Source organism: Legionella antarctica, from assembly GCF_011764505.1.
In the GTDB taxonomy this organism is placed as follows: Bacteria; Pseudomonadota; Gammaproteobacteria; order Legionellales; family Legionellaceae; genus Legionella; species Legionella antarctica.
Genome location: NZ_AP022839.1, coordinates 2,174,085 through 2,189,430, shown reverse-complemented (window position 1 = coordinate 2,189,430; position 15,346 = coordinate 2,174,085). Strand labels below are relative to the sequence as shown.

Sequence of the window (15,346 nt, the reverse complement as noted above, 5' to 3'; positions counted from 1 at the left end):
AAAGATGTATAATGAAATAGTAGAGGATTGTTTTTTTCTGCCTCAACATGTTGGAATCATTGATTTAGCTTCCCCATTAACGGTACATTTTAGAAGCAGTCAAAACAATCTGAGCGCTACAAGAATAGACTTGTACTTGCAGTGCACTAAAAGGTCATTAATTAGTAAGGCTCGTTTTCGAGCAATAGGAAATCCCTATGTGATTGCAGCCCTTGAATGGTTGTGTCGTCAATCACAGGGCAGGGAATTAGACAGTGTTATGTCAATAACTTATCAGACATTGATTAAAGAATTAGAAATACCGACTCACCAGTATCCCGTTGCGCTACAGGTTGAGGATGTTTATAAAGAGGTTTTGACTTTAATGAAAAAGAAATTAGAGGATTATAAATCATGAGTGTCGTGATACAACATACTACAGAAAAACCTGAAATTAGTTTCAGTGAATCAGCGAAACAACACCTGATTTCATATCTGGCTAAAAATTCAGAACATAGGGGTGTTCGTTTGTCTGTTAAGAAAACAGGGTGTTCGGGATTTTCATATGTTGTCGATTATGTAACAAAGCCTTTGGAAGGGGATATGATCGTGCCTTTATCCGGGGATTATATCGTGTGCATTGATAAGGCAAGCTATCCATTTCTTAAGGATATGCAGGTCGATTATGTTAAACAAGGATTTAACTATAAGTTCATTTTTAATAATCCCAATCAAACGGGTCAATGTGGTTGTGGTGAAAGCTTTACTGTTGGCTGATGTCAATTAGGTTGTACCTGAAAGGTATGGATCGTTCCGTTATAACTTGAGTTGATGGATGCTCTCTAAATAGTGAATACTATCAGCTCAACTGATGGTTCCTGATTGTCCACCTACCAACTAAGATTTAAATTTAATATGCACATTGACTTCAATCGATTCTGAATGTTCGGTGACAGAGATGGATTGTAACTCGTCATCGGCTTGTTCCGATTTATGCTTCCATGGAGCTCTAAAAAATTGGGCATATTCCGGGGTAGGTGCAATTTTATAAGTCAGGGTTGCTTCTGCGGGTGATAGCTTAGATTTACTTTTTTCTATGCCTTTTTGAGAAAGTTTTTTTTGATGCTCCTTTATTCTATTGCATGTTAAAAGCAAAATTTCAGCACGGACTATGCACATTTCATCTACAAATTGATTTGATGGGTGCTTGTCATGGTGCTTTTGAGAGTAAAGGGCGTAATCAGTTGCAATTAAAGCCATTATTTCTTTAGTTGAATTGCTCATTATAGCTCAGAAAAGTTTAAGTTTGCTGGATTATCTCGTAATGAGTCAGGTATATCAATCGTAATAATTAGTCTTTGGTACAATCTAAAAATGAATTATCCGTTTGGAAGGCAAGAGTTCTCACATTATTGGGTAAATATTTGACTGTGTAACCAAAATTTAAATTATTTTAAAACTTTATCATAATTTGGTCAAAATAGTTAAAAAAATCATACAATTATTTTTACAATTCCCTCGAAAATGATACAATAATTTTCCTTAATCTTCCCTTAATAAATGAATATCATTGAAACAATGTTTACACTCTTTGGAATATTTGATATTATATCGGACATGGAGTTCGGTGCGGGTTGTTTACTGAGCCTAAGAAATATTCATTAATTTGTACTAGGAGATTAAAATGAATGCAGTAATGCAAGAAGCGGTGCAAGGTAACGAGGCACTTTCGCATCAAGTGATTAATGCAGTTAAAGGATATTTAACCAGTGTTGGTAATAAAGATGCCAATCTGAATTTATATCAATTAATTGTTGAAGAAGTAGAAGCGCCTTTATTTCGTACTGTTATGGAATTAACTCGTTATAATCAATCAAAAGCTGCTCGAGTTCTTGGTGTAAGCCGTGGTACGTTACGTACTAAACTGAAGCGTTATTTTGATGATGAGTTTATCGGTACCCGTGATTTCTAATTTAGAGATTGTTTTAAACTGGATTCTTCCTCAAATTTCCAAAATTTAAATGTTATTTGTGGTCTTTAGCTGGTCACTCTGATACTATCAATTCCAGAGTCGGTCAGGCAATCGCTCTTTATTTCAGAATAAAGGGAGGAAAGTCCGGGCTCCATAGGGCAGGGTGCCAGGTAACTCCTGGGAGGTGTGAACCTACGGAAAGTGCCACAGAAAATATACCGCCCGTTTGTTCTTGTAACAATCGGGTAAGGGTGAAATGGTGCGGTAAGAGCGCACCGCGCGACTGGCAACAGTCGTGGCAGGGAAAACCCCACCCGGAGCAAGACCAAATAGGAATCCATCTGACTGTAAAGTCATAACGTGCGGCCCGTACGGGATTCGGGTAGGTCGCTTGAGGCATGCGGTGACGTATGTCCCAGATGAATGGTTGCTCACGACAGAACCCGGCTTATCGACCGACTCTTCTATTCTTGGAACACCTCCATTTGAAAAATTTTTGCCAGCAAAATTAGCCAGGCTGTAAAACACAGCCTGTTGTTATATGCAAGGATTTCCCAAAAAATGTTGAGGGTAATGATTAAATCAGATGATTTTTTAACAATTTATTTATTTGCTCCGGGTTCGCTTGCCCCTTGGTTTGCTTCATAATCTGGCCCACAAAAAAAGCCAGCAGTTTTTCTTTACCCGCTTTGTATTCTGCGGCTTGCTCAGGATACTGTTGAATTACTGTCTTAATCATCTCTTCCAAAGCAGAACTATTATCTATTTGTTGGTACCCTTCGCGTTGAATAATGGCCTCTACATCGTTCTCACCATTCCAAAGCATAGTAAAAATAGTTTTGGCAATATTGGAGGAAATAGTGTTGTCTTGAACTTTATTCAAAAGGTTAGCCATAGTTTTTGCGGATATGGGTGGTGCGTCAAATGATAAATTATGCTCATTTAAAGCAGCGATATATTGACCTTTTAACCAGTTGATAATTAGTTTATCAGAAGCCTGGCTGGCTGACTTTACTTCTTTGTAAAATTGATAAGCTGTCGGTGAGGACAGAATAAAATTAATGTCTTCATCGTTTAATAAAGGAGTATTTTTTAATTCACCGTAAATTTTTTCAGGTAAATCAGGTAGTCTATTTTTTATCTCCGCTATTTGAAATCGAGTGACCTGGATGGGCAATAAATCAGGATCAGGAAAGTAGCGATAATCATTTTCATTTTCTTTAGTACGCATGGGATGAGTGGAGTCGTTGTCCGGATTATAAAGGCGGGTTTCCTGGATAATTGGCTTACCACCCTCCAGAAGATCCTCGTGTCTTGACTGTTCAAAGGCAATAGCCTTTTCTATATAGCGAAAAGAGTTCAGATTTTTAAGCTCTGTTCTGGTTCCTAACACAGAGGAACCTTTTGGTTTTAATGAAAGGTTAACATCACAACGAAAAGACCCTTCTTGCATGTTCCCATCACAAATTCCCAGGAACCTTACTAACTGATGGAGAGCTTTTAGGTATTTAATTGCTTCTTCCGCTGAATACAGACAAGGAGTAGTGACTATCTCAAGTAGCGGGGTTCCTGCTCGATTGAGATCGATTCCTGTGTAATCAGAGTGTAATTCATGCAAGGACTTTCCTGCATCCTCCTCTAGATGAGCGCGAAGGATTTCAACCGTTTTTTCGCTGCCATTCTCCAGTAGAATTTTTAATCGACCATTACTCACTATGGGCTGTTGAAATTGACTGATTTGGTAGCCTTTAGGTAAATCCGGATAAAAATAGTTTTTCCTTTCAAATATAGATAAGTCATTAATATCCGCATGAATGGCCAAACCTAATTGAATGGCCATTACGATTGCCTGCTGGTTTAATAGGGGTAGTACACCAGGTAAACCGGCATCTATAAAACAAGTTTGTGTGTTGGGAGAAGCACCATAGGCTGTCGATGCTCCTGAAAAAAGTTTGGATTTTGTTTTTAATTGGGCATGTACTTCAAGGCCAATGACGGTATCCCACTCCATAAAATCACCCTTATTCGTTTGGACTGGTCAAGTGCCAGCTGGTATGTAATTGGTAATGATGAGCTATATTGAGCAAACGCCCCTCACTAAAATGCTTACCCATTAGTTGCAGTCCTATGGGTAGGTTATTATCATATCCTGCAGGTATTGACAGGGCAGGTAAACCAGCCAGATTAGCAGCTACGGTAAATACATCAGCTAAATAATTTTGGATGGGATCGGCTATTTTTTCCCCCAGTTTAAAGGCAGTGGTTGGGGTTGTTGGACCTAAAATAACGTCTACTGAATTGAGTTTTTCTGCCAACTCGGCTTGAATCAGGCGTCTGATTTTCTGAGCCTGAAGATAATACGCATCAAAGTAGCCAGCCGATAAAACATGTGTTCCGGTAAGAATTCTGCGTTTGACTTCAATACCAAAGCCTTCACTTCGGGAACTGGTGATTAATTCTGTTAAATTAGCTGCATTAGAGCTGCGATGGCCAAATCGTAACCCATCATAACGAGACAGATTGGAAGAGGCTTCAGCGCAGGCAATGACATAGTAACAAGGTACCCATAGCGGTTGAAGTGTTAATTCCATCTCAATAACTTCAGCACCTAGACTTTCAAATATTTTCACTGCATCACGAATTGCTTTTTGTATCCCTTGATCTACGTGAGGTTGAAAGAAACAGTCAGGTAAACCGACACGTAATTTATTTAGAGGTTTATTAAGTTCGGCACAATAATCAGGGATTGAAGCGTCTACAGAGGTAGAGTCGAGTTGGTCAAAACCGGCCATAGCTTGAAGAATAAGGGCAAGATCTTCAGCACTTTTGGCTAAGGGGCCTGCTTGATCCAGGCTTGATGCATAAGCCACCATCCCATAACGCGATACCAGACCATATGTCGGTTTAATGCCGCTAATGCCACAAAAAGCAGCGGGTTGGCGTATGGAACCGCCGGTATCAGAACCGATAGCAAAGGGAACTAATCCTGCTGCAACAGCCGCTGCTGAGCCTCCTGAAGAGCCACCCGGGACTCGTTCTTTATCCCAGGGGTTTTTTACTGGACCAAAATAACTATTTTCATTGGCAGAACCCATGGCAAATTCATCCATATTGGTCTTACCAAGAAGGATCGCTCCTTTTTCTTTTAATTTGATAGCCAGGGTTGCGTCATAAGGGGCGTAAAAATCAGCCAACATTTTGGAGCCACAGGTCGTTCTCATTTTTGTAGTACAAAACAGGTCTTTAAGTGCCATGGGAATTCCAGTGAGCACCTTACCCTGGCCTTTTTTTAGCTCTGCATCTGCTTGTTGTGCCTGGATCAAGGCATATTCTGCATCTAAGCTGATAAAGGCATTGAGATCGCTATTGGCATTGATTATATTAATATAATGTTGGGTTAATTCAGTACTGGAGATCTTGCCTTGGCGCAGAGCCTGGGTTAATTGAGTCAGTGAAAATTGTTCCATAATTATTTATCCGACTCGATCACTTTAGGCACTAAATACAGGTTGTCTTCAAACATGGGTGCCATTGCCTCCAGTTCAGCAATACAATCCTCCTCTGTTACGTCATCTGTTCGCAGACGTTGATGTAAGGCGAAGGGATGAAAAAGAGGCTCTACGTTATTAGTATTCACTGAGCGTAATTGATCCACAAAATCCATGATGGAGCTGATTTCTTGTGTTAGTCGTGAAAAATCTGAAGATTCAGTATCCAAATAAGCCAAACGCGCAATTTTTTCTAAGTCTTTTTCAGAAAGAGTCATAGTGGCATCCCGATTGAAAGTGACTCATTATATCGAGATCACGTTAAAAATGAAGTAGTACATTGCACTAGATTGGTTTTTCAGTAGAATGATTAAAGTTCTGATTAATTATTTAGAGTGTATTATCTATGTTGCAGCAGTATAAAACGCAAGGTGGAGTTCATGTTGAGTTAGCTCAGGAGTCTTTGGATTACCAACAGGGTATTGAGTTTCTTCTGGAGCGGATCAACTCGCAACGAGGGGCAATTTTTGCCTCCAGCTTTGAATATCCAGGACGTTACACCTGTTGGGATTTGGGATTTTATAATCCTCCCTTGGCCATTATTTGTAAGCAGAATATTATTAATTTGGAAGCCTTAAATCAACGGGGTGAGGTTTTATTAGGTTTTATTCATCCTGTATTGGCAGCCCAGGATGAGTTAGAAATACTGGACAACTCGGATGTATTTTGCCAGATTAAGATTAAAGCATCAAAACAAATTTTTAGTGAAGAAGACAGAAGTCATCAGCCATCAGTATTTAGTATTATTCGATTATTACTTGCTTTTTTTAAATCAGAAGAAGATACCCATTTGGGTTTATATGGTGCCTTTGGTTTTGATTTAATTCATCAGTTTGAAGATTTACCACGGCACCAGGAGCGAGATCTGTCGCAAAGGGATATGGTTCTTTATTTACCCGATGAGATTTTTATTGTGGATCACCGTAAAGAAGAAGCTTTTGTCAGACGATACGATTTTCAGTATCAAGGTAAATCAACTCAGTCGCTGGGAAGAAATGGAATTTATTACCCTTATCAATCCCCTGAGCAACCCGATAAAAGTTGCGATCATGCTCTGGGTGAATACGCGGACATTGTGAACAAAGCGAAACAACGATTTGCCTGCGGCGATTTATTCGAAGTAGTACCAAGTCAGACTTTCTACACTCATTATACCGAACAACCCTCAGAGTTATTCAGTCAAATGCGTCGACTTAATCCATCGCCATATGGATTTTTTATTAATTTAGGAGAGGGAGAGTATTTGGTTGGCGCCTCACCGGAAATGTATGTAAGGGTACAGGGAAACCGAGTGGAGACTTGTCCTATTTCAGGAACGATTAAGCGTGGTGCTGATGCCATAGAGGATGCTTTTAATATTCAAACCTTACTTGACTCATCCAAAGAAGAGTCCGAGTTAACTATGTGTACTGATGTGGATAGGAATGACAAGTCCCGGGTCTGTGAGGCAGGTAGTGTTAAGGTAATAGGAAGGCGGCAAATTGAGATGTACTCACGTTTGATCCATACTGTCGACCACGTGGAGGGCATTTTAAGAGCAGGCTTTGATGCGGTTGATGCTTTTTTAACCCATATGTGGGTAGTCACTGTTACCGGCGCTCCTAAAATCTGGGCAATGAACTTTATAGAGCAGCATGAAAAATCACCACGTAGATGGTATGCTGGAGCCGTGGGATGGTTTGGTTTTGATGGTAATTTAAATACAGGACTAGTTTTAAGAACAGTACGTATAGAGAAAGGTATCGCTGAAATTCGTGTGGGTGCGACTTTACTTTATGATTCAATTCCTGAAGCTGAAGAGCAAGAAACACGATTAAAAGCTTCTGCTTTTCTAGATATGCTCCGAAAAAATGAACCCGAAATTTCATCAGGTACCGCTGATTTACCCTTAACAGGTAAGGGTAAAAAAGTGTTACTTATCGATCATCAAGATTCTTTTGTGCATACTTTGGCGAATTATATTCGCCAAACCGGTGCTGATGTTACTACCATTCGTTTTGATAAGGCATTAAATTATTTAAAAGAAGATCAGTATGATTTAGTCGTTTTATCGCCCGGTCCTGGTAAACCCAGTGATTTTAGATTAGCTGAAACCATTGGTGCAGTAATCAAACAAGGTATTCCTTTATTTGGGGTGTGTCTGGGTTTACAGGGTATTGTCGAATATTTCGGTGGAGTTTTAGATGTACTTGATTACCCAATGCATGGAAAACCTTCGATGGTGAATGTATTGCACAGTGAAGTACTATTCGCTGGGTTAGGAAAAACATTTAAGGCCGGGCGTTATCACTCTCTTTATGCCAGATTGGAAGCGGTACCCAAAGAATTAACCGTCACAGCTATTAGTGAGGATGGCGTTGTGATGGCTATTTCACATCAGCAATTACCCATACATGCTGTTCAATTTCATCCTGAAACCATACTGTCTCTAATCAATCAGGCCGGGCTAAAAATTATTACTAATTTGATGGGAATGGTAAAATGAATAAAAAAGTCCTGATACTTTATGCTTTATCTGTGATATTGGGTGTATTAACCGGTTTAATAGCTTCGTTATTTCAATTGGCTATTGCAGAGCTTGATCTATTATTGAGTTCTTTTCTAAGCTTTGTTCAGGATCATGGTTGGCCAGTGGGATTGGTTTCTGCGATTTTAACAATGCTTATGGTTTTAGTATCCTGGCTTTCAGTGCACTTTATCGCTCCAGAAGCTGCGGGCAGCGGTGTTCCTGAAATTGAGGGTACGTTGCTCCACATCAGACCCATTTTTTGGCGACGTTTAATTCCAGTAAAGTTTTTTTCTGGCGTTTTAGCCATATCCGGTAAAATGGTTATGGGTAGAGAGGGGCCGACAATACAGATGGGTGGTAATTTAGGGGCTATGTTAGGAGAAGTCTTTAACCTTGCACGCCACCGATGCGATACGTTAATTGCCGCAGGTTCCGCAGCTGGTCTGGCTGCAGCATTTAATGCTCCCTTAGCCGGAGTATTATTTGTTATGGAGGAAATGCGCAATCAGTTTAATTATTCATTTACTAATTTTAAAATGGTTGTTATTACTTGTGTGACAGCCACTATAACCCTTAATCTTTGTGTTGGTTCACAACCCTCCATTCAAATGCAATTATTCGATTTACCCAGTTTGTCATCTCTCTGGCTATTTTTTATCTTTGGTATTGTTGTTGGACTGGTTGGCCTGTTGTTTAATCTGACACTGATGTGGACTCTGAAACAGTTAGATGAACTGGATTCAAAACATCATTTAGCCTATGTGTTACTTGTTGGGCTATTGATTGGCTATCTGGCATACTTATATCCTCCAACAGTTGGCGGTGGTTACGGTATCATTAATCAGGCTTTGAGCATGTCACCCAGCGTTCATGTTTTATGTTTTTTACTGATCATTAGATTTTTTACCACGATGCTATCTTATTCGACAAGTGTGCCAGGAGGGATTTTTGCTCCTATGCTGGCTTTGGGTACTTTGCTGGGTTTGGCTGCATTCCATGTGTTGCATTGGATGACTATGGATTTTTCAATCCAACCCGGTATGTTTGCTGTTGCCGGTATGGGTGCTTTATTTGCAGCGACAGTACGTTCTCCAATTACGGGCGTGATTTTAGTAGTGGAAATGACCCAAAATTATTTATTAATCTTACCTCTGATGATCACCTGTATTACATCAACTACTGTGATGCAATTAGCTCGAAATAAACCTATTTATACCCAGCTATTGGAGCGATCCTTAAAGTTAAAGTTGAAAATAAAAGAGTAGGCACTTTCAAAAAATTCCCTAGTGCACCTGCTAGGGACTACTTATATTCATGGTACTCAACTTAATAACCATGTTTAGTCTGCGTTGAACCATGGCTACTCTTAACTTATATGGACAACAATTTTCCCAAAATGCTCACTTGAGTGCATGTATTGATGAGCTTGCTCCATTTTCTCGAATTTAAACTCACTATCAAGGGCGGGAGCGAGATTTCCTTGAGATAAAGCATTAAACCAGTCTTTATGGGCTAAGTCCCATAATCTGGTTTTGTCTTCTATGCTTTGGGGTCTCAGGACAAATCCTATAATTTGCAGTCTTTTACGCATGATCAAGGCCAGATTGCATTCAACAGTACTTCCTTTGAGACAGGCAATTTGGATTAGTTTCCCTTGTGATTTTAGAAGGTGAAGGTGTTTATTAAAATAATCTCCACCAATAAAGTCAAGAATCAGATTAATACTTTGTTCCTCGACTAAGTCTTCAAAATCACTTTCTTTATAATTGATTACCTGATCAGCCCCAAGAGCCAAAGCTTTTTCAATTTTGCGATTATCACCCACAGTAGTAATCACTTTTGCTTGAGTAAGTTTCGCCATCTGAATTGCCAGTGAAGCGATACCACTTCCAGCGCCATGAATTAACAATATTTGCCCTGGTTTAAGTGCTCCCAGATCAAAAAGGGTAGCATAAACTGTGGTCAATGCCTCGGGCAAAGCCGCCGCAAGAGTGTAATCCCAACTCTGCGGAATGAGATGAGCCAGCGTTTCATTTACAGGACAATACTCAGCATAGCCTCCACTGCCAACGAGGCCGTATACTCTATCCCCTGGTTTAAACTGACTGACTTTCTTACCCACTGCTACCACGTCTCCTGCCACTTCAAGACCTGGTATATCAGACTCACCGGATGGGGGAGGGTATTTACCAGACCGTTGCATCAAATCAGCTCTGTTTAGTGCAGTAGCTCGGACTTGTACCAATATTTGCGAATCGCTGTATTTTGGCTTTGGCCCCTCTGAAATAATCAGTTGATTGTTTGGGCCTGGGTTTTCTATGTGTATGTATCGCAAAATTTGTTCCTCCTGTTATCCTAAATACAGAGACAAGGTCATTACATCTATAAATAGTTACATTGATTCACGTAATTTCTCAATAACCAGAGGAAAAAGGAATTTTCTGGGAACGTCATCTCAAACATCGTGATCGATCTCCTGAAACTGGTATAGTTCCTGAAAGTAAAGATTATTCGTTGTGTTCAGGATGAAAAATTGCCTGACTCATTGAGACGTTGCATTCTTGCTTCAATTCAATTTGCCAAAGTGAAGTTAAAAAATAGAGCTGTTACGCGAAGGCTATCTCTTATATAATGTTATACTACATTAACGCTTTTAGCGCTCGCATAGTTATTGAAAATCGCTATATAATCTTATTTTAAGTGATGTAGTGCTAGAGTTTACGAGCCTGCCAGGGAAGACGCAAAAAATTTTAATAAAGCATTTCAAACTGTTTGAATTTGAATTTTTTGAATAAAAATTGAACGACTCGTAAGTGCTAAGCAAATACATCATTAAATCGCTCTATGGTTGGCTAATGGCTAAATTTAATCACCAAAATTTCTATGCTTGGCTCTTTATACTTCCTCAACTTATAATAACAGTTGTGTTTTTTATTTGGCCTGCCTGCAGTGCCTTAAAGCAATCTTTTTTTTATTCAGACGCTTTTGGATTGCATCAGCACTTTGCCGGATTTACCAATTTTTTTGATTTATTTCTTGATCCCGCCTACGTCAAAGCAGTTTGGGTTACTTTTATTATCGCTATCAGCGTTACTTTAATTACTATGAGTCTGGGACTGATTATGGCTCATCTGGTAAGTCATCGGAGTAAAAGCCAGGGAATTTATAAATCTTTGTTGATATGGCCTTATGCGATAGCCCCGGCTGTGGCAGCGATACTTTGGCGATTTTTGTGCCATCCAGCATTAGGCTGGATGACTCAGGCATTACAGTCTTTAGGCATTCATTTTGATTATGTAAATAATGCAAATCAAGCGATGTTGGTGGTTATTTTAACAGCGAGCTGGCAACAGTTTAGCTATAACTTTTTATTTTACTTCGCTGCGCTTAAAGCCGTACCCCAAAGTTTAATTGACGCAGCCATTATTGATGGTGCTTCACCAGGTCAACGTTTCTGGCAAATAATTATGCCTCTATTATCCCCCACCACGTTTTTTCTTTTAATAATGAATCTCATCTATGGTTTTTTTGATACCTTCGGTATTATTCAAGTAATGACCCATGGTGGTCCAGGTAACAGTACTACTAATTTGATTTATAAGGTTTATGAAGATGGATTTGTAGGAATGGACATAGGAAGCTCATCTGCTCAATCAGTTTTATTAATGGCCATAGTTGGGATAGTCTCTTTGTTGCAATTTCGCTTTCTAGAAAAAAAGGTTCATTACGAATGAAACTGTTTCGTTGCATACTCTCACATGGACTTTTAATTTTTTTTATTATGCTCATGTTATTGCCTTTATATTTAGCGATAGTTGCTGCGAGTAATGAGGGGGCAGTAATGATGCAATCGCATATTCCATTAGTTCCAGGCTCCTCTTTTTTAAAAAATATGAAAACTGTATTAATTGAGGGTTTAGCAGTAACGGGGGGGGAACCAATTACCTATATGTTATTGAACAGCCTTTTGATGGCCTTGGCTATTGCCCTTGGTAAAATTATCCTTGCATTAGGCTCAGCCTTTGCTTTGGTTTATTTTGATTTCCCTTTTAAAAAGTGGTGTTTTGCATTTGTATTTGCAACGATGATGTTACCCGTTGAAGTTAGAATCGTTCCTACTTTTCAGGTGGTTGCCTCCTTTGGACTACTAAATACATTTTCTGGATTAACTTTGCCGCTGCTTGCTTCAGCTACAGGAACTTTTCTATTTCGGCAGTTTTTTAAAACCATCCCCAAGGATTTAGTCGATGCAGCAAAGCTCGATGGGGCCGGTCCTATACGCTTTTTTTTCGACATTGTTTTGCCTTTATCCCAAACACAGATTGCTGCTTTATTTGTCATCTTATTCGTGTATGGGTGGAATCAGTATTTATGGCCGTTGGTTATTACAACAGAAACTAAAATGACAACTATAGTAATGGGCATCCGATATTTAGCAGGTGTCGCTGATCAGGTTCCTCAATGGCATTATATTATGACCGTTGCATTGATTGCTCTAATTCCTCCCTGTATGGTGGTTATGGTGATGCAACGATGGTTTGAAAAAGGATTAAAATAAGCATGGCAACTGTTGATTTAATAGACGTATCAAAACATGTTGGACCAACAACCATTTTGAATAAATTAAGTTTAAGTATTAAAAAAGGTGAGTTCATGGTAGTGGTTGGTCCTTCTGGCTGTGGTAAATCTACTTTATTAAGATTAATTGCGGGGTTAGATGAAATCAGCTCTGGAACAATAAAGATTAATAATCAATGCGTCAATGAAGTTCCTGCTGCGAAAAGAGACATGGCTATGGTCTTTCAAAATTATGCTCTTTATCCTCATATGACTGTTTTTGATAATATGGCTTATGCATTAAAAATGAGACGTTTTAGTGTTAAAGAGATTCATCGGCGAGTTGCTGATGCGGCTAAATTACTTCAATTAACACCTTATTTGGAGAGAAAACCTCAAGCACTTTCGGGGGGGCAAAAACAAAGAGTTGCTATGGGAAGAGCTATAGTGCGCTCTCCTGCAGTTTTTTTATTTGATGAGCCATTATCCAATTTAGATGCCCAATTGCGAACAGAAATGCGCCATGAAATTAAGAAACTACACCAACAATTTAATACAACCAGCCTGTATGTAACCCATGATCAAACAGAAGCGATGACTATGGCAGAACGGGTATTGGTGCTTAATCAGGGGCTTGTTGAACAAATTGGAACACCCCAAGATCTATATCAAAACCCGGCGACACTTTTTGTAGCGGGATTTACAGGTCATTATCCAATTAATTTTCTTAAGGGAGTATTTGATAAGAATACTAATATTATTCAATCCAGTTTGGGCGTTCATTTTCCTGCTCCTGAGTGGACTGAACACATGGCAGATAAAACCCATTTAGTTTTAGCCATCAGACCCGAACATGTTCAGCTCTGCTCGGAGGATAACCAACAAGGTATTGAACTTCGGATTGAATTTATTGATGATATGGGAGCTGATAAGCTGATCCAGGGTAAGTGTATTAAAAATGACGAATGTCTTAGTTTGCGTGTTCCTGCGGATCGACCTTTGGCAAATGGAAAAATACATGTTGAATTACCGAAATTAAAAGTGCATGTATTTCATCAGAAAACAGGTAAACGAATTGGAGAATGGCGTGGCTAAAGCAAAAAATAAATTAAAGCTAATTGATGCTCCCGTCTATCGTTATTGGGAGGCACTTTATATGTCTTTTTACTCAAGGCGTTTGTATGTTGATGTGGGTAAGCGTTGGCGTGGTCTTGGGTTAATTTATCTTCTGTTAGCTGTTGCAGTATTGTCTATTCCATTTGCAGTGAGAATGAGCAGTAATTTAAATCAGTCATTTAACGAGCAAATTATTGAGCCACTTCTACTATTGCCTACTATTTACGTACAAAATGGCGAGGCATCATTAGATAAACCAATGCCCTACCTTGTTAAAAATAAAAAAAATCAGGTGGTTTTAATTGTTGATACGAGTGGAACAATAGATAAGTTTGGTCCGAAATATCCGAATCTTAATATTCTCATTACTAAAGATAAAATTGATTTTAAAATACCAACCCCCAAATTATTTGCTTCAAGCTCAACAGAAATTAATCCAGGTGTTCCTTTAACCCAATCGTTTGGTAAAGGGTCTAATTTTGCATTTAGTGGTAAAAAAATAGTCGATGAGAACAACATGGCAGGATTAAAATATGCTTCTGAGTTACTAATTTACCCTATAGTAGTCGCTATATTCTATTCTATGTTTGTGGTGATTTTTTTAGTTCTTGCATTTTTGGGTCAGGTTTTTTCAAGTATCTTTTTTTCATTTAAAATTTCTTTTACCCAATCCAGCCGGATGTTTATGGTGGCTACTACTCCCATGCTTTTGGTATTGATAATGATGTTAACGTTTGATGCAATGTTCCCGGGATTGGGCTTTGTTATATTGGTTATAATGGCTCTGTATTTTGGTTTTGCTATTTACTCATTAAAAGCAGAAAGTAATAAGATGGTTATTCTATGAAGGAGCTAATCCATTTTGCTCACGGTAATGGATTTCCCTCTCTTTGCTATAAACAAATGTTAGATCATTTGGAAGAGCGATTTGATTATTGTTATATAGACAGAATTGGTCATAACCCTCTTTTTCCTGTAAGTGAAAATTGGCATAACCTAGTAAAAGAACTTATTGCCAGTATTAAAAGACAAGCGAGACAGCCAGTAATAGGTTTAGGACATTCTTTAGGTGGCGTATTAAGTTTATTGGCAGCAATAGAGGAGCCTCAATTGTTCAAAGGAGTGATTATGCTGGATTCTCCTCTTATTGGACCTTTAAAATCCAATATGGTGAAACTGGCTAAATCGTTGGGTATTATAGATCGCATCACCCCAGCATTTAGAACCAGGGGAAGACGAGAGTATTGGCAAAATCACGATCAACTGCTCCGTTACTTAAGAACTCGTGACTTATTCAAAACCTTTACTGATGAATGTTTAAATGATTACATCACTTATGGCTTGGAGTGCAAAGAAGATGGGTATCATCTTCGTTTTGACAGGCATATTGAATATCAAATATATCGTACCATCCCACATGTTATTCCCCAATATAAAGGGAAATTATTAACTCCTTCTGTGTTGATATATGGTGACAAAAGCTCTGTGGTTGATAGAATGGATGTTCGGTATATGAAAAATCATTTTAAAATAAAATGTCTTAAAATCAAGGGAACACATTTATTCCCAATGGAGGACCCAGAATCTGTTTCAAAAATGATAATAGCTGCTGTGGATGCACTATAATTTAATAAAATATCTGATTTTTTAAATCAGGCTGCAGAT

Annotated in this window: 15 protein-coding genes and 1 other RNA gene; 11 read left to right on the top strand and 5 right to left on the bottom strand. The window is 38.8% G+C overall.

What is annotated here, in order from left to right:
- Positions 1 to 4: 4 nt before the first annotated feature.
- Positions 5 to 397, top strand: a complete 393-nt coding sequence (locus HRS36_RS10430; protein WP_173237267.1) for an iron-sulfur cluster assembly scaffold protein — start codon at positions 5 to 7, stop codon at positions 395 to 397.
- Positions 394 to 756, top strand: a complete 363-nt coding sequence (locus tag HRS36_RS10425; RefSeq protein ID WP_173237266.1) for a HesB/IscA family protein — start codon at positions 394 to 396, stop codon at positions 754 to 756. Before HRS36_RS10430 ends, HRS36_RS10425 begins: the two co-directional genes overlap by 4 nt.
- Before the next feature lie 120 nt (positions 757 to 876).
- Here the strand turns inward: HRS36_RS10425 and HRS36_RS10420 are convergent, their stop codons facing one another.
- Positions 877 to 1,263: a hypothetical protein gene (locus tag HRS36_RS10420; RefSeq protein ID WP_173237265.1), complete on the bottom strand. Its 387-nt coding sequence runs from the start codon at positions 1,261 to 1,263 to the stop codon at positions 877 to 879.
- A gap of 400 nt (positions 1,264 to 1,663) precedes the next feature.
- On the opposite strand from HRS36_RS10420, the gene HRS36_RS10415 reads away from it, so the two are divergent.
- Together HRS36_RS10415 and rnpB are read left to right on the top strand one after the other, a co-directional pair.
- Entirely contained in the window at positions 1,664 to 1,951 is a 288-nt protein-coding gene (locus HRS36_RS10415; RefSeq protein ID WP_173237264.1) for a helix-turn-helix domain-containing protein, read from the top strand.
- A gap of 95 nt (positions 1,952 to 2,046) precedes the next feature.
- Positions 2,047 to 2,418, top strand: an RNA gene (gene rnpB / locus HRS36_RS10410) — RNase P RNA component class A.
- Positions 2,419 to 2,528: 110 nt separating this feature from the next.
- On the opposite strand, the gene gatB is transcribed toward rnpB, so the two are convergent.
- From gatB to gatC, 3 genes are read right to left on the bottom strand one after another with little or no spacing between them, the layout of a single operon-like run.
- A complete protein-coding gene (gene gatB / locus HRS36_RS10405; RefSeq protein ID WP_173237263.1) occupies positions 2,529 to 3,962 on the bottom strand; it encodes an Asp-tRNA(Asn)/Glu-tRNA(Gln) amidotransferase subunit GatB in 1,434 nt (477 codons plus the stop codon).
- A gap of 10 nt (positions 3,963 to 3,972) precedes the next feature.
- Positions 3,973 to 5,418 (bottom strand): Asp-tRNA(Asn)/Glu-tRNA(Gln) amidotransferase subunit GatA, encoded by a 1,446-nt coding sequence (gene gatA, locus HRS36_RS10400; RefSeq protein ID WP_173237262.1) that lies wholly within the window; start codon positions 5,416 to 5,418, stop codon positions 3,973 to 3,975.
- Between the two features lie 2 nt (positions 5,419 to 5,420).
- Positions 5,421 to 5,717, bottom strand: coding sequence for an Asp-tRNA(Asn)/Glu-tRNA(Gln) amidotransferase subunit GatC (gatC, locus tag HRS36_RS10395; protein WP_173237261.1), 297 nt, complete (start codon positions 5,715 to 5,717; stop codon positions 5,421 to 5,423).
- Between the two features lie 128 nt (positions 5,718 to 5,845).
- Here gatC and HRS36_RS10390 point away from each other — a divergent pair, with 128 nt between their 5' ends.
- Together HRS36_RS10390 and clcA are read left to right on the top strand one after the other, a co-directional pair.
- Entirely contained in the window at positions 5,846 to 7,984 is a 2,139-nt protein-coding gene (locus HRS36_RS10390; protein ID WP_173237260.1) for an anthranilate synthase component I, read from the top strand.
- Positions 7,981 to 9,273 (top strand): H(+)/Cl(-) exchange transporter ClcA, encoded by a 1,293-nt coding sequence (gene clcA, locus HRS36_RS10385; protein ID WP_173237259.1) that lies wholly within the window; start codon positions 7,981 to 7,983, stop codon positions 9,271 to 9,273. Before HRS36_RS10390 ends, clcA begins: the two co-directional genes overlap by 4 nt.
- 101 nt (positions 9,274 to 9,374) lie before the next feature.
- Here clcA and HRS36_RS10380 read toward each other — a convergent pair whose 3' ends face one another.
- Positions 9,375 to 10,343, bottom strand: a complete 969-nt coding sequence (locus tag HRS36_RS10380; protein WP_173237258.1) for an NAD(P)H-quinone oxidoreductase — start codon at positions 10,341 to 10,343, stop codon at positions 9,375 to 9,377.
- A gap of 520 nt (positions 10,344 to 10,863) precedes the next feature.
- On the opposite strand from HRS36_RS10380, the gene HRS36_RS10375 reads away from it, so the two are divergent.
- From HRS36_RS10375 to HRS36_RS10355, 5 genes are read left to right on the top strand one after another with little or no spacing between them, the layout of a single operon-like run.
- Positions 10,864 to 11,742, top strand: coding sequence for an ABC transporter permease subunit (locus HRS36_RS10375; protein ID WP_173237257.1), 879 nt, complete (start codon positions 10,864 to 10,866; stop codon positions 11,740 to 11,742).
- Entirely contained in the window at positions 11,739 to 12,566 is an 828-nt protein-coding gene (gene ugpE, locus HRS36_RS10370) for a sn-glycerol-3-phosphate ABC transporter permease UgpE (protein ID WP_173237256.1), read from the top strand. The genes HRS36_RS10375 and ugpE overlap by 4 nt, the downstream gene beginning before the upstream one ends.
- 2 nt (positions 12,567 to 12,568) lie before the next feature.
- Entirely contained in the window at positions 12,569 to 13,660 is a 1,092-nt protein-coding gene (locus HRS36_RS10365; protein ID WP_173237255.1) for an ABC transporter ATP-binding protein, read from the top strand.
- Complete coding sequence (locus tag HRS36_RS10360; RefSeq protein WP_226905450.1) at positions 13,653 to 14,528, top strand: DUF1189 family protein; 876 nt, start codon at positions 13,653 to 13,655, stop codon at positions 14,526 to 14,528. Before HRS36_RS10365 ends, HRS36_RS10360 begins: the two co-directional genes overlap by 8 nt.
- Positions 14,525 to 15,307, top strand: a complete 783-nt coding sequence (locus tag HRS36_RS10355) for an alpha/beta fold hydrolase (RefSeq protein WP_173237253.1) — start codon at positions 14,525 to 14,527, stop codon at positions 15,305 to 15,307. Before HRS36_RS10360 ends, HRS36_RS10355 begins: the two co-directional genes overlap by 4 nt.
- The last annotated feature ends 39 nt before the right edge of the window (positions 15,308 to 15,346 follow it).